Origin of the sequence: Achromobacter sp. EB05, assembly GCF_044232075.1 — a bacterium.
GTDB classification, from domain to species: domain Bacteria; phylum Pseudomonadota; class Gammaproteobacteria; order Burkholderiales; family Burkholderiaceae_B; genus Achromobacter; species Achromobacter dolens.
The window spans coordinates 837,215-855,799 of the sequence record NZ_CP155917.1 but is presented as its reverse complement, the minus strand read 5'-3'; the positions used below and the strand labels follow the sequence as shown (position 1 = coordinate 855,799).

11 protein-coding genes, 2 tRNA genes, 3 rRNA genes and 1 other RNA gene are annotated in these 18,585 nt (G+C 60.1%); 3 read left to right on the top strand and 14 right to left on the bottom strand.

What is annotated here, in order from left to right:
* Window positions 1–6: 6 nt before the first annotated feature.
* Together mraZ and rnpB are read right to left on the bottom strand one after the other, a co-directional pair.
* Window positions 7–435, bottom strand: coding sequence for a division/cell wall cluster transcriptional repressor MraZ (mraZ, locus tag AAID08_RS04020; RefSeq protein ID WP_006392946.1), 429 nt, complete (start codon window positions 433–435; stop codon window positions 7–9).
* A gap of 324 nt (window positions 436–759) precedes the next feature.
* Window positions 760–1,165: RNase P RNA component class A (rnpB, locus tag AAID08_RS04015), an RNA gene on the bottom strand.
* Window positions 1,166–1,275: 110 nt separating this feature from the next.
* Here rnpB and AAID08_RS04010 point away from each other — a divergent pair.
* On the top strand, window positions 1,276–3,111 hold the full coding sequence (locus tag AAID08_RS04010; protein WP_054501919.1) for an ATP-binding cassette domain-containing protein: 1,836 nt from the start codon (window positions 1,276–1,278) through the stop codon (window positions 3,109–3,111).
* Window positions 3,112–3,187: 76 nt separating this feature from the next.
* On the opposite strand, the gene pyrC is transcribed toward AAID08_RS04010, so the two are convergent.
* A complete protein-coding gene (gene pyrC / locus AAID08_RS04005) occupies window positions 3,188–4,252 on the bottom strand; it encodes a dihydroorotase (protein WP_054501920.1) in 1,065 nt (354 codons plus the stop codon).
* Between the two features lie 11 nt (window positions 4,253–4,263).
* Complete coding sequence (locus AAID08_RS04000; protein ID WP_049071372.1) at window positions 4,264–5,457, bottom strand: M20 aminoacylase family protein; 1,194 nt, start codon at window positions 5,455–5,457, stop codon at window positions 4,264–4,266.
* Window positions 5,458–5,604: 147 nt separating this feature from the next.
* Here AAID08_RS04000 and AAID08_RS03995 point away from each other — a divergent pair, with 147 nt between their 5' ends.
* Window positions 5,605–5,883 carry an SWIB/MDM2 domain-containing protein gene (locus tag AAID08_RS03995; RefSeq protein ID WP_006217453.1) on the top strand — a complete coding sequence of 93 codons (279 nt, stop codon included), beginning with the start codon at window positions 5,605–5,607 and terminating at the stop codon, window positions 5,881–5,883.
* A 798-nt stretch (window positions 5,884–6,681) separates the two neighbouring features.
* Here the strand turns inward: AAID08_RS03995 and AAID08_RS03990 are convergent.
* The 7 genes from AAID08_RS03990 to AAID08_RS03960 form a co-directional block, all read right to left on the bottom strand.
* Window positions 6,682–7,047 (bottom strand): hypothetical protein, encoded by a 366-nt coding sequence (locus AAID08_RS03990; RefSeq protein ID WP_054501922.1) that lies wholly within the window; start codon window positions 7,045–7,047, stop codon window positions 6,682–6,684.
* 325 nt (window positions 7,048–7,372) lie between these two features.
* Window positions 7,373–7,485: ribosomal RNA gene (gene rrf / locus AAID08_RS03985) — 5S ribosomal RNA — on the bottom strand.
* A gap of 200 nt (window positions 7,486–7,685) precedes the next feature.
* Window positions 7,686–10,566, bottom strand: a 23S ribosomal RNA gene (locus AAID08_RS03980).
* A gap of 296 nt (window positions 10,567–10,862) precedes the next feature.
* Window positions 10,863–10,938 (bottom strand) — tRNA-Ala (locus tag AAID08_RS03975).
* A gap of 30 nt (window positions 10,939–10,968) precedes the next feature.
* Window positions 10,969–11,045: transfer RNA gene (locus AAID08_RS03970), tRNA-Ile, on the bottom strand.
* Window positions 11,046–11,175: 130 nt separating this feature from the next.
* Window positions 11,176–12,706 (bottom strand): 16S ribosomal RNA (locus tag AAID08_RS03965).
* Together the 16S, 23S and 5S rRNA genes with 2 tRNA genes alongside form the textbook arrangement of a ribosomal RNA operon.
* A gap of 1,338 nt (window positions 12,707–14,044) precedes the next feature.
* Complete coding sequence (locus tag AAID08_RS03960; RefSeq protein ID WP_054503555.1) at window positions 14,045–14,521, bottom strand: Lrp/AsnC family transcriptional regulator; 477 nt, start codon at window positions 14,519–14,521, stop codon at window positions 14,045–14,047.
* Window positions 14,522–14,677: 156 nt separating this feature from the next.
* Here AAID08_RS03960 and hppD point away from each other — a divergent pair, with 156 nt between their 5' ends.
* Window positions 14,678–15,790, top strand: a complete 1,113-nt coding sequence (hppD, locus tag AAID08_RS03955) for a 4-hydroxyphenylpyruvate dioxygenase (protein WP_049071368.1) — start codon at window positions 14,678–14,680, stop codon at window positions 15,788–15,790.
* Window positions 15,791–15,874: 84 nt separating this feature from the next.
* Here the strand turns inward: hppD and msrA are convergent, their stop codons facing one another.
* Genes msrA through ilvD form a run of 3 tightly spaced genes read right to left on the bottom strand, consistent with a single transcriptional unit; the run spans window position 15,875 to window position 18,472 of the window.
* Window positions 15,875–16,429: a peptide-methionine (S)-S-oxide reductase MsrA gene (gene msrA / locus AAID08_RS03950; protein ID WP_054432677.1), complete on the bottom strand. Its 555-nt coding sequence runs from the start codon at window positions 16,427–16,429 to the stop codon at window positions 15,875–15,877.
* A 38-nt stretch (window positions 16,430–16,467) separates the two neighbouring features.
* A complete protein-coding gene (locus AAID08_RS03945) occupies window positions 16,468–16,803 on the bottom strand; it encodes a c-type cytochrome (protein ID WP_054503554.1) in 336 nt (111 codons plus the stop codon).
* The gene (gene ilvD, locus AAID08_RS03940; RefSeq protein WP_144657049.1) at window positions 16,787–18,472 is read right to left on the bottom strand and encodes a dihydroxy-acid dehydratase; all 1,686 of its coding nucleotides are present in this window, start codon (window positions 18,470–18,472) and stop codon (window positions 16,787–16,789) included. The genes AAID08_RS03945 and ilvD overlap by 17 nt, the downstream gene beginning before the upstream one ends.
* Window positions 18,473–18,585 lie beyond the last annotated feature (113 nt).

Below are 18,585 nucleotides of genomic sequence, written 5' to 3'. Positions count from 1 at the left end.
ACTCTTTCAGAACGAAAACTGATTCAACACATCCGGCATACCCTTGGCCAGGTCCTCAGCCTCGCGGCTGGCCAGGGTAGCGGCATCCCACAGCTCGAAGTGGGCGCCCAGACCGAGCAGCATCACATCGCGCGTCATACCGGAAGCGTTGCGCAGTTCAGGCGCGATCAGGACGCGGCCGGAGCCGTCCAGTTCCACGTCCTGAGCGTTGCCCAGCAACAGCCGCTGCAACGCGCGCGCCGTCATGGGAAAGGCGGCAATCTGCTCGCGCTTCTTTTCCCACTCGGGCCGCGGGTACACCAGCAGGCAGCCGTCTGGGTGGCGGGTCAGGGTCAGGCGGCCTTCGGCCTGCGCCATCAGCGCGTCACGATGCCGGGTCGGAATCGAGATCCGTCCCTTGGCATCCAGCGTGAGCGCGCTGCTTCCCTGAAACACCACTTTTACCCCACTTAATTGCACAATTTCCTACTATTTCCCACTCTACGGTATGGCAATGGGGCGGTCAAGCGCGCGGTTGCAATTTTTTCAATCACAACAAGGACTTAGAGCAACTTGTAAATACGCAAAAAGAAAAACCTCCCAATAAATCAGGAGGTTGCGTCACTATCTAAAAGTGCTTCTTAAGAAGTGGCGGCTAACAATGCCTTTGCATTGTTTTACCCGGCCCGCTTGCCGAAGACTGGCGGGCGTTGCGCGCCAGGTGGCGGATATCGCGGCGAGAAAAAAGCGCCGCGGCGCCACGCGTCGATCGGAAATCCAATGCAAGACGGGTCTATAGGCCGGATTCTGTACACCAGGTTTCCCTGGCGGACGATCATTCCTCTGCGCGGATCATTGCTGAGCCGCTGTAGCCATCTACCCGCATGCTCGGACGGAGCCGCCCTTCGCGACCCGAAAGCCGCACGCATGCCTATTTGATGTTGCTCCGGGTAGAGGTTGCCGCGTTTCACCCTGCGATGCCGCCGGCCGTTGCCGACCGGCGCGATACGGAGATGGCCGTATCGGTGCGCGACTGGCGCGCCCGCCCCGCAGACTCGTCTCTGTGGCCCTGTTCCTCGACCGCGTCCGAAGACGCGACCGGACGGCCGTTAGCCGCTACCCTGCCCTGTGGAGTCCGGACCTTCCTCGATGGACTCGCATCCACCGCGATCGCCCGACCCGCCTTGCGGTGCGTATTCTAGTACAGGTCGCCGCTCCGTCCCCGAACAGCGGCGCGGGTTCCTGCGACAATACCGGTCTGATCCGCTTATCCGCCGCAAGAACGACCCGACCCACATGGCCCTCGCAACGCTCATCACCCTGACCGACATCCAGCTGGCCTATGGCCACCACCCGCTGCTGGACCACGCCGACTTCGCCATTCAGGCCGGCGAGCGCATCGGCCTCATCGGCCGCAACGGCGCCGGCAAGTCCTCGCTGCTGCGGCTGCTGGACGGCCGCACCGTGCCGGACGATGGCGACATCGCCCGCAGCTCGGGCCTGCGCGTGGCCACGGTCGAACAGGAACCGGAACTGGACGAGAACGCCACCGTGTTCGACGTGGTCTGCAATGTCGACGGCGACCATGAAGACTGGCAGCGCCCCTCGCGCGTGCGCGCCGTGCTGGAAAAGCTCGGCCTGCCTGCGGACGTCCAGATCGCCGGCCTGTCGGGCGGCACCCGCAAGCGCGTCGCGCTGGCCCGCGCGCTGGTCGAAGAACCCGATCTGCTGCTGCTGGACGAACCCACCAACCACCTCGACTTCGACGGCATCGCCTGGCTCGAAGAAATGCTGCGCACCTGGAAGGGCGCCGCCGTCATCATCACCCACGACCGCCGCTTCCTGGATTCCGTGGCCACCCGCATCGTCGAGCTGGACCGCGGCCGGCTGCTCAGCTTCCCCGGCAACTTCTCGCAATGGCAGGAGCGCAAGGCCCAGTGGCTGGAGTCCGAACGCCTCGAACAGGCCCGCTTCGACAAGCTGCTGGCCCAGGAGGAAGTCTGGATCCGCAAGGGTGTGGAGGCACGCCGTACCCGCAATGAAGGCCGCGTGCGCCGCCTGGAACGCCTGCGCGTCGAACGCGCCGAGCGTCGCGAACGGGTCGGCGACGTGTCGCTGGCGCTGGCCGAGGGCCAGCGCTCGGGCAAGCTCGTGGCCGAACTCGACCATGTCGGCAAACGCTTCGGCGACAAGATCGTGGTGGACGACTACTCCACCACCATCCTGCGCGGCGACCGCATCGGCATCATCGGCCCCAATGGCGCCGGCAAGACCACGCTGCTAAAGCTGATCCTGGGCGAGATGCAGCCGGACAGCGGCACGACCCGCCTGGGCACCAACGTGTCGGTGGCCTACTTCGACCAGATGCGCGCCCAGCTCGACGAGAACGCGACGCTGGTCGACATCATCAGTCCGGGCAGCGAGTGGGTCGAGATCGGCGGCACCCGCAAGCACGTCATGAGCTATCTCGGCGACTTCCTGTTCTCGCCCGCCCGCGCCGGTTCGCCGGTGCGCAGCCTGTCGGGCGGCGAACGCGCCCGTCTGCTGCTGGCGCGCCTGTTCGCGCGTCCGGCCAACGTGCTGGTGCTGGACGAACCGACCAACGACCTCGATATCGAAACGCTGGAACTGCTTGAAGAACTGCTGCAGGAATACTCGGGCACCGTGCTGCTGGTCAGCCACGACCGGGCCTTCCTGAACAACGTCGTCACGCAGACCATCGCCTACGAAGGCAACGGCCACTGGCGCGACTACGTCGGTGGCTATGACGAATGGGTAGCCCAGCGCCCCGCCCCGGCGCCGGTCGCCGCGGCGCAGGAAGACGCAGCCAAGGCGGCGCGCGCGGCCGACGAAGCCGCGGCCCGCGCCAAGGCCGCCAAGCCCAAGCCGGCCCGCGCCGCCAAGATGAATTCGTGGGAGCTTCGCGAACTCGAAGGCCTGCCCGAAGCCATCGCCGCGCTCGAAGCGCAACAAGCCGAACTGGCCGGCAAGCTCGCCGACGGCAGCCTTTACCGCGATGCGCCCGCCGAAGTCGAACGCATCAACAGCGAGCTGTCCAAGCTGGAAAGCGAACTCGAGGAAAAGTTCGCGCGCTGGGAATTGCTCGAGGCGCGCCGCGAAAGCGCCCTCTGATCCAGTCCCGTTACCGCAGCGCCCGCGGCGCTTTCCGCACCGCCCTCTATATATAGTCGGAGGGCGGTCGCCGCGCTCAGACCGACGCGCGCCAGGCCAGCGTCTCGCCAGCGGCCAGCGGGACCAGCGCGGTGTTGCCGAACGGCACCTCGTCCGGAATCTGGAAGCTTTCGCGCACCAGCGTCAGCTTGCCAGTGTTGCGCGGCAGCCCATAGAAATCAGGGCCGTGGAAGCTGGCGAATCCTTCCAGCTTATCCAGCTTGCCGACCGCATCGAACGCGGTCGCGTACAGTTCCATCGCATGCAGCGCGGTATAGCAACCGGCACAGCCGCAGGCATGCTCCTTCAGGCCGCGCGCATGCGGCGCGCTGTCGGTGCCCAGGAAGAAACGCGGGCTGCCGCTGGTCGCGGCCTCCACAAGCGCCAAGCGGTGCGTCTCGCGCTTCAGGATCGGCAGGCAGTACCAATGCGGCCGCACACCGCCCTGGAAAATCGCATTGCGGTTGTACAGCATATGCTGCGGCGTGATCGTGGCCGCGATAGGACCCTCGGCATCGCGCACGTATTCGGCGCCTTCCTTGGTGGTGATGTGCTCGAACACCACCTTCAAGGCCGGAAACGCGCGGCGCAGCGGCTTCATCACGCGCTCCACGAAGATCGCCTCGCGGTCGAACACGTCGATCGACGGATCCGTCACTTCGCCATGCACCAACAGCGGCATGCCGCACTTTTCCAGCGCTTCCAGCGCCTTGGCGCACTTGCCCAGCAAGTCGGTCACGCCGGCGTCGGAATTGGTGGTCGCGCCCGCGGGATACAGCTTGACCGCGTAGACCTGGCCCGACTCGTGCGCGCGGAAGATCTCCTCGGCCGAGGTATTGTCAGTCAGGTACAGCGTCATCAGCGGCGTGAAGGCGCCCGCATCGCCGCCCGCCTTGGTCAACGCCGCCAGGATGCGGCCGCGATAGGCCAGCGCCTGCTCGGTGGTGGTTACCGGCGGCTTCAGGTTGGGCATGATGATGGCGCGGGCGAACTGCCGCGCCGTATCCGCAACCACCGCTTCCAGCGCCGCGCCGTCGCGCAGATGCAGGTGCCAGTCGTCGGGGCGGGTGATGATCAGTTGATTGGTGTTTTGCGTGGACATGTAGAGGCTTCTTAATCTGCCAGGGGCATGCCCCGTTCGGCCAGCGCGCAGAACATCGCGCTGCCCAGGGGAATGACGGCATCGTTGAAATCGAAATGCGAGTTGTGCAGCACGCAGCCGGATTCGGCGCCGCCCTGCCCCAGGCGGAAGTAGGCGCCGGGCTTGCTCTGCAGCATGAAGGAGAAATCCTCCGACCCCATCGACGGTACCAGATCGCGCACCACGTTTTCCTTGCCGATCATCTCGGTGGCGATGTCGGCGACCAGGTTGGCATGCTGTGGCGTGTTCAGGGTCGCGGGATAGATGCGTTCGTAAGTCAGTTCGGCCGTGCCGCCGAAGGCGCCGGCGATCGCCGTCACCAGCTCGCGCATGCGCGTCTCGACCATCTCCTGCACCGACTTGCGGAATGTGCGCACCGTGCCCACCAGCCGCGCCTCGCGCGGGATCACGCTCATCGCGCCAGGGTGGCCCGCCTGCAGGGACCCGATCGACACCACCGCGGAATCCAGCGGATTGACGTTGCGCGACACGATGGTCTGCAATGCCGTGATGACCTGGCCGGCGATCGTGACCGGGTCAATCGTCTGATAAGGATGCGCGCCGTGGCCGCCACGGCCTGTGATCAGGATCTCGAAGCGGTCTGCCGCGGCCATCATCGGCCCCGGATTGATGCCGATGGTGCCGGGCCTCAAGCCCGGCCAGTTGTGCAAGGCATAGATGGCATCGCACGGAAAGGTATCGAATAACCCGTCCTCCATCATGGCCTTGGCGCCACCGCGTCCTTCCTCGGCCGGCTGGAAGATGAGCACGGCCGTGCCATCGAAATTGCGCGTCTGCGCCAGATACTTCGCCGCCCCGATCAGCACAGCAGTATGGCCGTCGTGGCCGCAACCGTGCATAAGGCCCGGCTTGGTCGACTTGTGCCCGAATTCGTTGTCCTCCGTCATCGGCAGCGCATCCATGTCGGCACGCAGGCCGATCATGCGGCCGCTGTCGCAGCGTTTGCCGCGGATGACGCCCACCACGCCGGTCTTGCCAATTCCGCGATGCACCTCGATTCCAAGCGCCTCAAGCGCACCTGCGACGATCCCGGACGTCCGGACCTCTTCGAAGCCAAGCTCGGGATGGGCATGCAAGTCGCGCCGCAGCGCCGTCAATTCGTCATGGAACAGGCGAATTGATTCCAAAGGAGAACGTGCGTACATAGGAGGTTACAGAATGACGTGAGAGGGGGGACAGTGGGGATATTTTAGTTGCTACAGAGGATAAATGCCTTTGTCTTTACGGGAGAGACACGTTATGCTCCGGCCGCAGGACAATTTTTCCAACAGCCAGAGAAGGAGCGCCGCATTATGGCCACAACCTCCAAACCCGCGACCGCGCGCAAGCCGAACGCTGCATTCATGAAGCCCCTGACTCCCAGCGCCGAACTGGCCGCTGTGATCGGTTCGGAAGCCGTGCCGCGCACCGAGGTCACCAAGAAGATCTGGGAATACATCAAGAAGCACAACCTGCAAGATGCGAGCAACAAGCGCAACATCAACGCCGATGCCAAGCTGCGCCCGATCTTTGGCAAGGATCAGGTCACGATGTTCGAACTGACCAAACTGGTCAACGCACATCTGAAGTAAGCAGGCAAAGGGCGTACCCTGTACGTCCCTGCCTCGATACTGTCGCGACGCCCTGGCTAGAACGCCGGGCGGACCCGACTTCCGAAGATCCCCGCCGCCACAGGCTTTGCGCCTTGTCCAGCCAGTCCCATACCCGCGATGGGCACGGCCTTCCTCCCCACCTCATCCATCTTGCATGCGAACGCTGTCGCGTCGAATCGCGTGGGCAACATCATTGCGGTCTCGATCGAGATGCATGAGCACCCTCACGCTGTCGTGGCAGCCGCGCGTACGGGTCGGCGTCCTGAACGCAATGCTGCTCAGCAAAGGTCCGCGATCTCTCATGGCTCGCCATGCTCGGCACGCGACGATCTGCGCTTCATCGAGCAAGCAGGCGCGAAACGTCAAGGCCGTCGATCGCTGTGGGGCCATACGCGAAGATACCTGCGAGTAGATATATGGTCGTGGGGCCGCGCCCTATCGAACAGGCGAAGCAACTCGCCAGCGCGCTGGTCATCGGCCGCAACATCAAGCTCGGCATTGCTGAACTGCGGCCCTTGCGCCAGGTCCAGCAACACCTGCGCCATACGCACCAACGCCGCCAAGCCGCGCGGTTCATCGTGCAGCAACATGACGCTCGCCACTACCTCCAAAAGGCCCCTCGCGGCGTTCGCGCCTTACCCTGTGATGGCCGCGAGACAGTCAATGGCGAGCGATCGCCCATCCAGATAGTTCTGCCGCCAGCGCGTCAACGCCACGGCGTGGTCCCGAACGAAAAAAAGCCGGCGTCAGCCGGCTTTTTAGTGCGAGCGCCCGGAATCAGGCGTAGGAGGTCGGCGCAGCGCCTTCCAGCAGGGCCAGCCAGCCCTTGATCAGGCGATACAAGCCCCACACTACCGTCGCGACTACACCGATCCAGCCAATGTAGATGATCAGCGCCAGGCTGCTGATGGCCAGCCAGAGCAACGCCCACCAGAACGTGCGCAACAGCCAGTCGAAATGGGTGGCATAAACGGTGCCGGCGACGTCCGAGCGCTTCAGGTACATCAGCACGACAGCCGCCAGGGTGGCGATGCCCAGGAAACCACTGGTCAGAAAGCCCAGGGCGAACAAACCATAGGCGACATGGGTCAGCGTGCGCAGGTCTAATGCCGTACCGGGCGCGGGGGTCTGGGTATCACTCACGATTACGCTCCAACAATTGACTCGGTCAATCTTACCGCACAAAGCCAGCCGCCCCACGAGCGTTGTTATTTGGGCACATTCAATGCTGGCGCGGGTTGCAGGCTCGCTGCGGGGGCTTATCGCAAGCGATTTTCAGGAGTCGAAACCACAACGATCAATGACAGGATCGCCCTGGGATTCCGTCGCGGGCGCTATGTAGAAAACAAAAACCCCCGTGCGGCGCAAGCCGCATGGGGGTTTCTTTTGGGAGTGTCTTTTCAGGGTGTGGCGCGCCCCAAAAGACAAAACCCCACAGGCGTAGCCTGCGGGGTTTTGAGCAATAAAAGCCTGACGATGACCTACTTTCACAGACGTCCGTCCACTATCATCGGCGCAAAGGCGTTTCACTGTCCTGTTCGGGATGGGAAGGAGTGGTACCACCTTGCTATGGTCGTCAGGCGTAACGGGTTGAGAGATTGTCTTTGAGGACAACCGCTCCAATCTTGGAAGAAGCGCAACGTGTGGCGATCAGAGTATGACTCGATGATCAACGCACAGTGGGTGTAATTGGTGTTGGCTGGCTGCTGACGGGGCAGCCAGATTTTGTATTGAACGACACTTGGAACGCTATACCACCAGGTCATAACCATCAGTGTTATAGGATCAAGCCTCACGAGCAATTAGTATCGGTTAGCTTAACGCATTACTGCGCTTCCACACCCGACCTATCAACGTCCTGGTCTCGAACGACTCTTCAGGGGGATCAAGTCCCCGGGATACCTAATCTTCAGACGAGTTTCCCGCTTAGATGCCTTCAGCGGTTATCTCTTCCGTACTTAGCTACCCGGCAATGCCATTGGCATGACAACCGGTACACCAGAGGTACGTCCACTCCGGTCCTCTCGTACTAGGAGCAGGCTCCGTCAAGTATCCAACGCCCACGGCAGATAGGGACCAAACTGTCTCACGACGTTTTAAACCCAGCTCACGTACCTCTTTAAATGGCGAACAGCCATACCCTTGGGACCGGCTACAGCCCCAGGATGAGATGAGCCGACATCGAGGTGCCAAACACCGCCGTCGATATGAACTCTTGGGCGGTATCAGCCTGTTATCCCCAGAGTACCTTTTATCCGTTGAGCGATGGCCCTTCCATTCAGAACCACCGGATCACTATGTCCTGCTTTCGCACCTGTTCGACTTGTCAGTCTCACAGTCAAGCACGCTTATGCCATTGCACTATCAGCACGATTTCCGACCGTACCTAGCGTACCTTCGAACTCCTCCGTTACACTTTGGGAGGAGACCGCCCCAGTCAAACTGCCCACCATGCACTGTCCCCGATCCGGATAACGGACCAAGGTTAGAACCGCAAACAAACCAGGGTGGTATTTCAAGGATGGCTCCACGTGATCTAGCGACCACGCTTCAAAGCCTCCCACCTATCCTACACAGGCCGGTTCACAGTCCAATGCAAAGCTACAGTAAAGGTTCATGGGGTCTTTCCGTCTAGCCGCGGGTAGATTGCATCATCACAAACACTTCAACTTCGCTGAGTCTCAGGAGGAGACAGTGTGGCCATCGTTACGCCATTCGTGCAGGTCGGAACTTACCCGACAAGGAATTTCGCTACCTTAGGACCGTTATAGTTACGGCCGCCGTTTACCGGGGCTTCGATCAAGAGCTTGCACCCCATCACTTAACCTTCCGGCACCGGGCAGGCGTCACACCCTATACGTCGACTTTCGTCTTTGCAGAGTGCTGTGTTTTTAATAAACAGTCGCAGCCACCGATTCTCTGCGACCCCATCATGCTAAGCGCGCAGGCGCTTCACACTACCGGGGTATACCTTCTCCCGAAGTTACGGTATCAATTTGCCGAGTTCCTTCTCCTGAGTTCTCTCAAGCGCCTTGGAATATTCATCCCGTCCACCTGTGTCGGTTTGCGGTACGGTCTCGTACAGCTGAAGCTTAGAGGCTTTTCTTGGAACCACTTCCAATCACTTCGCAAGCAATGCTCGCTCGTGCCGTACCCTTGATTTACGCGCCCGGATTTGCCTAAGCGCCATCTTCGATACGTCAACAGGGACATCCAACACCCTGATGATCTTCCGCGATCCGTCCCCCCATCGCACTGTACGATGGTGCTGGAATATTAACCAGCTTCCCATCAGCTACGCATCTCTGCCTCGCCTTAGGGGCCGACTCACCCTGCGCCGATGAACGTTGCGCAGGAAACCTTGGACTTACGGCGAGGGGGCTTTTCACCCCCTTTATCGCTACTCATGTCAGCATTCGCACTTCTGATACCTCCAGCAGCCTTTACAAGCCACCTTCGCAGGCTTACAGAACGCTCTCCTACCGCGTGCACAAAGTGCACACCCGCAGCTTCGGTTTATCGCTTAGCCCCGTTACATCTTCCGCGCAGGACGACTCGATCAGTGAGCTATTACGCTTTCTTTAAAGGATGGCTGCTTCTAAGCCAACCTCCTGACTGTCTATGCCTTCCCACTTCGTTTCCCACTTAGCGATAATTTGGGACCTTAGCTGGCGGTCTGGGTTGTTTCCCTCTTGAGTCCGGACGTTAGCACCCGGTGCTCTGTCTCCCAAGCTGTACTTGCGGGTATTCGGAGTTTGCCATAGTTTGGTAAGTCGCCATGACCCCCTAGCTATAACAGTGCTCTACCCCCCGCAGTAATACTTGAGGCACTACCTAAATAGTTTTCGGAGAGAACCAGCTATTTCCAGATTTGTTTAGCCTTTCACCCCTATCCACAGCTCATCCCCTAATTTTTCAACATTAGTGGGTTCGGTCCTCCAGCACGTGTTACCGTGCCTTCAACCTGGCCATGGATAGATCATCTGGTTTCGGGTCTACACCCAGCGACTGAATCGCCCTATTCGGACTCGCTTTCGCTACGGCTTCCCTATTCGGTTAACCTTGCCACTGAATGTAAGTCGCTGACCCATTATACAAAAGGTACGCAGTCACCCCACAAGGAGGCTCCTACTGTTTGTATGCATACGGTTTCAGGATCTATTTCACTCCCCTTCCGGGGTTCTTTTCGCCTTTCCCTCACGGTACTGGTTCACTATCGGTCGATCACGAGTATTTAGCCTTGGAGGATGGTCCCCCCATCTTCAAACAGGATTTCACGTGTCCCGCCCTACTTTTCTCACGCTTAGTTCCACACACAAAATTTCGTCTACAGGGCTATCACCTGCTACGGCCGGACTTTCCATTCCGTTCGACTATCTTGCATGCTAAAACGTGAAGGCTCTTCCGATTTCGCTCGCCACTACTTTCGGAATCTCGGTTGATTTCTTTTCCTCGAGCTACTGAGATGTTTCAGTTCACCCGGTTCGCTTCCACTGACCTATGTATTCAGTCAGGGATACTCCTTGCGGAGTGGGTTTCCCCATTCGGATATCTGCGGATCAAAGCTTGTTTGCCAGCTCCCCGCAGCTTTTCGCAGGCTACTACGTCCTTCATCGCCTGTGATCGCCAAGGCATCCACCATATGCACTTAGTCGCTTGATCCTATAACGCTGTAGGCTATAGGACCTGAGTATTAGCGTTTGTGCCGTTCATAAGTTTCAAAGCAGTCTGAGGTTATTCACCCCAGTCTTGAGAACTTGGAACAAAATTAATGCAATCACAACCCGTACCCATCTTCATCAGCAAGCTGATTACTCGATGAGCACATTTCGTTGTGCTTCTTCCAGATTGTTAAAGAACGAATATAGCTGTTGAGTAAAACCCAACTCATAAGACCGGGCAGATATTATCCGCACGACGCTATGAGTTAGCCTCTACATCCCACCAGGCGCAGGTCTTGGTGGAGGTGAACGGGATCGAACCGATGACATCCTGCTTGCAAAGCAGGCGCTCTCCCAGCTGAGCTACACCCCCATATCCACGGCATCTCTACCTGCGAATACTTGGTGGGTCTGGTTGGATTCGAACCAACGACCCCCGCCTTATCAAGACGGTGCTCTAACCGACTGAGCTACAGACCCAAAACCTTCCCGGATCAGTAGTCAGAAGTCATGGACACAGGGAGGAGTCCCTCTACCCAAGCCCACAACCGATCCCAGCTATATCAAACAACCGATAAGAGTGGACGCTTAACACGAGCACTAAGCTCTGAAAGGAGGTGATCCAGCCGCACCTTCCGATACGGCTACCTTGTTACGACTTCACCCCAGTCATGAATCCTACCGTGGTAATCGCCCCCCTTGCGGTTAGGCTAACTACTTCTGGTAAAACCCACTCCCATGGTGTGACGGGCGGTGTGTACAAGACCCGGGAACGTATTCACCGCGACATGCTGATCCGCGATTACTAGCGATTCCGACTTCACGCAGTCGAGTTGCAGACTGCGATCCGGACTACGATCGGGTTTCTGGGATTGGCTCCCCCTCGCGGGTTGGCGACCCTCTGTCCCGACCATTGTATGACGTGTGAAGCCCTACCCATAAGGGCCATGAGGACTTGACGTCATCCCCACCTTCCTCCGGTTTGTCACCGGCAGTCTCATTAGAGTGCCCTTTCGTAGCAACTAATGACAAGGGTTGCGCTCGTTGCGGGACTTAACCCAACATCTCACGACACGAGCTGACGACAGCCATGCAGCACCTGTGTTCCGGTTCTCTTGCGAGCACTGCCAAATCTCTTCGGCATTCCAGACATGTCAAGGGTAGGTAAGGTTTTTCGCGTTGCATCGAATTAATCCACATCATCCACCGCTTGTGCGGGTCCCCGTCAATTCCTTTGAGTTTTAATCTTGCGACCGTACTCCCCAGGCGGTCAACTTCACGCGTTAGCTGCGCTACCAAGGCCCGAAGGCCCCAACAGCTAGTTGACATCGTTTAGGGCGTGGACTACCAGGGTATCTAATCCTGTTTGCTCCCCACGCTTTCGTGCATGAGCGTCAGTGTTATCCCAGGAGGCTGCCTTCGCCATCGGTGTTCCTCCGCATATCTACGCATTTCACTGCTACACGCGGAATTCCACCTCCCTCTGACACACTCTAGCCCGGTAGTTAAAAATGCAGTTCCAAAGTTAAGCTCTGGGATTTCACATCTTTCTTTCCGAACCGCCTGCGCACGCTTTACGCCCAGTAATTCCGATTAACGCTTGCACCCTACGTATTACCGCGGCTGCTGGCACGTAGTTAGCCGGTGCTTATTCTGCAGGTACCGTCAGTTTCGCGGGGTATTAACCCACGACGTTTCTTTCCTGCCAAAAGTGCTTTACAACCCGAAGGCCTTCATCGCACACGCGGGATGGCTGGATCAGGGTTTCCCCCATTGTCCAAAATTCCCCACTGCTGCCTCCCGTAGGAGTCTGGGCCGTGTCTCAGTCCCAGTGTGGCTGGTCGTCCTCTCAAACCAGCTACGGATCGTCGCCTTGGTGAGCCGTTACCCCACCAACTAGCTAATCCGATATCGGCCGCTCCAATAGTGCAAGGTCTTGCGATCCCCTGCTTTCCCCCGTAGGGCGTATGCGGTATTAGCTACGCTTTCGCGTAGTTATCCCCCGCTACTGGGCACGTTCCGATACATTACTCACCCGTTCGCCACTCGCCACCAGACCGAAGTCCGTGCTGCCGTTCGACTTGCATGTGTAAGGCATCCCGCTAGCGTTCAATCTGAGCCAGGATCAAACTCTTCAGTTTAATCTCTGTATTTGTTTCGTATTTCTTAGTTCCGAAGAACCGAGTCATACGTCGCTACTCAAAGGAAGTGAGGTATGTGCTTAGACTTGACATCTAAGGTACTTCACTTCTAGTGAGCACTTGATTTCATTGTGCTTGTGACGGGTTTTAAAACCAGTCACTATGCACTCGCATCAAGCGCCCACACTTATCGGCTGTTTAATTGTTAAAGAGCGGTACTGCCAAATTCTGTACTACTTACTGCATCTTCTGCTTTCTTCGGCGATTTCGCTTTCGCGTCGATCGCCGTGTCAGCAGCAGAGAAACGAGATTATGAAGAAGTTTTTATCGTTTGTCAAGTCAGCGTTGCTTGCTTCACTTCGCTGCCTTGCCTACGACCTCTTCAGGTCTCACCAGGTTCGCACCCGGCTTTCTCTTTAGCAGCTATCGAAATATCAGGGTTAACCCTAATTTTTCGGTAACTGCCAAGCCTGAAACTATAACACAACTTTTGCAGATTATGCAACCGGCTTTTGCCTAATTTGCATCCTATCTTGCAACCCCGCCGTTCTGTGAATCGCTTCACTTTGCAGCAGCCCCGGATCGCTCCAGAGGTTGGTTACCGCCCAGTCGGCTTGCAACGCTGCTCAGACCACCCTATCGGGTAAACCCTGATTCGCCGTCACCAGCCAAGCCCAAGACTATAGCACAATTTTTGCAGATCGTGCAACTGGCTTCTGCCTGATTTGCACCGACTTACGCAAAATTCGCTGACCGCCGGTTCGAGAGAATCATCGCTGACTCACCGCCTTGCTGCCCTGCGGCAGATTCGTCGCCGTGGCGTCAAATCCGTTGCACTTGCCTGGCTTCGCGGCTCACAAAACTGCGTGAACTGCGAAGGAGCGAGACTATAGCACAGAATTTTGGCTTGTCACGCCGGCATGACACTCGTTTTGCAGAAAGATGATGATTTCCGGGGACGCACCCCGCATTTGCCATGGGAAAGCCATCCGTTCTGCGCCATCTGCTCTACATGGAATGCGTATCACCAGGCCCGAGCCCTGCGCGAAGCACCCCGCGGCTGACGGCACCCCTGTAGCGCGCCGAGATGGATATACATCTCCACTCTATATAGAGGCGTCTCGGTTCTCCATAGGGCCATATCCGTTTTCGCCCCTACGCCCAGGTGCAGTGGACCTGGCCGAGGGTTTCGCCTGATCGCGGCCTATATAAGGAGGCGCCGTGGGCGGGGAACATCCGCCCACGGCCACGCGCTCTGGTCTCTCTATATATAGACATCCTATATGGAGGGGCCGATATAGAAGGCCTGATAGACACGAACGGACGCATCCCGCTCCGCTACAGCCGCAACTCTGTCGTTTCCTTGATCTGCTGCAGCGCGAAGAACGAGCGCATGTCGACCACCGCCGGATGGCGCATCAGGGTGTCCATGGCGAACTTGGAGAAGTGCGCGAGGTCCGCGACCTGGATGCGCAGCAGGTAGTCCATGTCGCCGGACATGGCGTAGCACTCGACCACTTCCGGCCAGAGCTGAACGTCGCGGGCGAAATCGCTCATGGGTGCGTGGCTGGAGCCGCTGTGCTTGTTCAGGCGGATGTTGACGTAGGCCAGCAGGCCCAGTCCGACCTTCTCGGCGTCGATCAGCGCCACGTACTTCTTGATGAAGCCCTTCTCTTCCAGCCGCCGCACCCGCCGCAGGCAGGGACTTGGGGACAGCGAGACGCGATCAGCCAGCTCCTGGTTGCTCAGGCGGCCATCCCGTTGCAATTCGGCCAGGATCCTTATATCTGTCCTATCCAGCTCCATGTCAGACATTTTCAGCCCCATATTTTTTATCCTGGGCAATATTATTGCTCAACCTTGCCCCTTTCGCGACATGTTTGCAATTGTCTGCCTGCCTTTCCTCCCTACAATCTTCATCCTAGACTTGAACGACAAGTCGCCTCTATAACGACTCAAGGGAGCAGACTCATGAGCAGCGCTTTCCAACCCTGGGACAACCCGATGGGCACCGCCGGGTTCGAATTCATCGAATATGCCGCGCCGGACCCCGCCGCGCTGCGCAAGGTGTTCGAACTGCTGGGCTTCAAGGCAATCGCCAAGCACCGCCACAAGGACGTGACGCTGTACCGCCAGGGCGGCGTGAATTTCCTGATCAACGCCGAACCCGATTCCTTCGCGCAGCGCTTCGCCCGCCTGCACGGCCCGTCGATCTGTGCGATCGGCTTTCGCGTGCAGGACGCGGCCGCGGCGTACAAGCGCGCGCTGGAACTGGGCGCGTGGGGTTTCGACTCGCACAGCGGTCCGATGGAACTGAACATTCCCGCCATCAAGGGCATCGGCGATTCGCTGATCTACCTGGTGGACCGCTGGAATGGCAAGGAAGGCCATGGCGGCATCGGCGACATCAGCATCTATGACGTCGACTTCGTGCCGGTGGATCCGCAGAACGCGCAGGCCGACCTGAACCACCGCGGCGCCGGGCTGACGCTGGTGGACCACCTGACGCACAACGTGCACAAGGGCCGCATGGCCGAGTGGTCGGAGTTCTACGAGCGCCTGTTCAACTTCCGCGAGGTGCGCTACTTCGACATCGAGGGCAAGGTGACGGGCGTGAAGTCCAAGGCCATGACCTCGCCGTGCGGCAACATCCGCATTCCCATCAACGAGGAAGGCACCGAGGAGAAAGGCCAGATCCAGGAATACCTGGACCTGTACCGCGGCGAAGGCATCCAGCACATCGCCATGGCCACCGAGGACATCTACGGCACGATCGAGGCGCTGCGCGCCAACGGCGTGGTGTTCCTGGATACGCCGGAAACCTACTACGAGCTGCTGGATCGCCGCCTGCCCAACCATGGCGAGGACGTGGCGCGCCTGCAGAAGAACCGCATCCTGCTGGATGGCGCCCCCGACGGCGGCCTGCTGCTGCAGATCTTCACCGAGAACCAGATCGGCCCGATCTTCTTCGAGATCATCCAGCGCAAGGGCAACGACGGTTTCGGCGAAGGCAATTTCAAGGCGCTGTTCGAGTCCATCGAGCTGGACCAGATGCGCCGCGGCGTGGTGAAAGCCGTCGACTGACCGCTTCCCCCGCCAGCGCCGGTACCCACGTACCTGGCGCCGGCCTTGAAACCTCGCCTTGCGCGAGGTTTTTTTTCGCCTGCCTTATTTCTTCAGGCGATCCTGGAACTGCTTGCGGAACTTGGCGACCTTGGGCGCGATCACGAACTGGCAATAGCCCTGCTCGGGATGCAGCGCGAAATAATCGCGGTGATAGTCCTCGGCCTGCCAGAAGCGCGCGGGCGCCAGCAGCTTGGTCACGATGGGCGCGTCGTAGACCTTCTGCGCCTCGACCTCGGCGATGACGGCCTCGGCCTGCTCGCGCTGGGTGTCGTTCTGCCAGAAGATGGCCGATTCGTACTGCGGGCCGATGTCGTTGCCCTGGCGCCCCGGAGTGGTCGGGTCGTGGGTGGCGAAGAAGACGCGCAGCAGGTCGCTGTACGACAGCTCGGCGGGATCGAATTCGACGCGCGCCACTTCGATGTGGCCGGTGTCCTTGCCGCAGACCTGCTCGTAGCTGGGGTTGTCGACGTGTCCGCCGCTGTAGCCGGGCAGCACGCTCTTGACGCCTCGCAGGTCGGTGAAGACCGCCTCGACGCACCAGAAACAGCCGCCGCCCAGAACGGCGACTTCATTGCCCGGGGAGGGTTGTTCAGCCATGACGATTCCTTTCCTGAAACTTTCCAGAGACGATACGACTACTTCTTGGCCGGCGCCAGCGTCAGGATCCATTCGGCCAGCAGGCGGGCGTCTTCCTGGCTGACGTGGGTTTGCGCCGGCATCGGCACGGCGCCCCAGGCGCCGCGGCCGCCTCCGCGGATCTTGCCCGCCAGGTAATCCACCATGGCATCTCCCTGCCCGGCGTAGCGCTCGGCCACGCTGGCCAGCGGCGGTCCGACGCGCTTGACGTCGACCTGGTGACAGGCCATGCAGGCCTTGCTCTTGGCCAGATCCAGGCCGGTGGTTTGCCCCTGGGCCGCGCCGGCGGCCAGCAGGCCGGCGGCGACCGCCAACAGACTACGTATCAAATGCATCGGTTACCGCCCCACGGCTCGCGGTGCTGGCGAGCTTGCCGAACTTGGCAAGCACACCGCGTGTATAACGCGGCTTGGGCTGGACCCAGGCCTGGCGACGAGCCGCCATTTCTTCGTCGCTGATATTGAGCTGCAACAGCAGCTTGTGGGCATCGATGGTAACCGAATCGCCCTCGCGGATCAGCGCGATCGGGCCGCCGACGAAGGCCTCGGGTGCCACGTGGCCCACCACCATGCCCCACGTGCCTCCCGAAAAGCGGCCGTCGGTGATGAGGCCGACGGTTTCTCCCAGGCCCTGCCCCACCAGCGCGGAAGTCGGCGCCAGCATTTCACGCATGCCGGGTCCGCCCTTCGGCCCTTCGTAGCGGATCACCACCACGTCGCCGTCACGGATCTGGCGCGCCATGATGGCGGCCATGGCGTCATCCTCGGAATCGAAGACCCGCGCCGGTCCGGTGATGACCGGGTTCTTCAGGCCGGTGATCTTGGCCACGCAGCCTTCCGGCGACAGGTTGCCCTTGAGGATGGCCAGGTGGCCCTGGGGATAGAGGGCGCGGTCCAGCGGCATGATCACGTCCTGATCGGCGCGCGGCGTATCGGGCACGTCGGCCAGCGATTGCGCTACGGTCTGGCCGGTGATGGTGATGCAGTCGCCGTGTAGCAGGCCGGCGTTGAGCAGCAGCTTCATGACCTGCGGAATGCCGCCGGCGCGATGCAGGTCGGTCGCCACGTATTTGCCGGACGGCTTGAGGTCGCACAGCACTGGCACGCGCTGGCGGATGCGTTCGAAGTCGTCGATGGTCCAGGGCACCTCGGCGGCGTGGGCGATGGCCAGGAAATGCAGCACGGCATTGGTCGAGCCGCCCGTTGCCATGATGACGGAAACGGCGTTCTCGATGGACTCGCGCGTGATGATGTCGCGCGGACGCAGCCCCCGCCTGACGGCCTGCACCAGTACCCGGGCGGACTCGGCCGCCGAGACGACTTTCTCTTCGTCCTCGTTGGCCATGGTGCTGGAATACGGCAGGCTCATGCCCATGGCTTCGAAGGCAGAGCTCATGGTGTTGGCGGTGTACATGCCGCCACAGGAACCCGAGCCGGGGATGGCGCATTTCTCGATCTGCTTGAAGTCGGCCTCGTCCATGCGCCCCATGGTGTATTCGCCGACCGCTTCGAACACCGAGACGATGGTCAGGTCCTTGCCCTGATAGCGGCCCGGCTTGATGGTGCCGCCATAGACGTAGATGCCCGGCACGTTCATGCGCGCCAGGGCGATCATGCCGCCCGGCATGTTCTTGTCGCAGCCGCCGATGACCACCACGCCGTCCATCCACTGGCCCTGCGCGGCGGTCTCGATACAGTCGGCGATGACTTCGCGCGACACCAGGGAGTACTTCATGCCCTCGGTGCCCATGGACATGCCATCGGAAATGGTGGGCGTGCCGAACACCTGCGGATTGGCTTTGGCGCCGCGGATGGCCTCGATGGCGGCATCGGCCAGGCGCTGCAGGCCGCTGTTGCACGGCGTGATGGTCGAATGGCCATTGGCCACGCCGATCATGGGATTGTCGAAGTCGGCTTCCTGGTAGCCCAGCGCGTAATACATGGCGCGGTTGGGCGCGCGGGCGACGCCGTGCGTGATGTGGCGGGAACGTTCGTTGTGCGACATGGTCTGTTGTCTCCTGTCGGCCGTCAGGGCGCGGACATGGCGATCGCGCCCGGGTGGGTAGCCAGCTCGCTCGCGGGCGAGTCTCGGGATACACCGACATGCCTGGGCTTGCA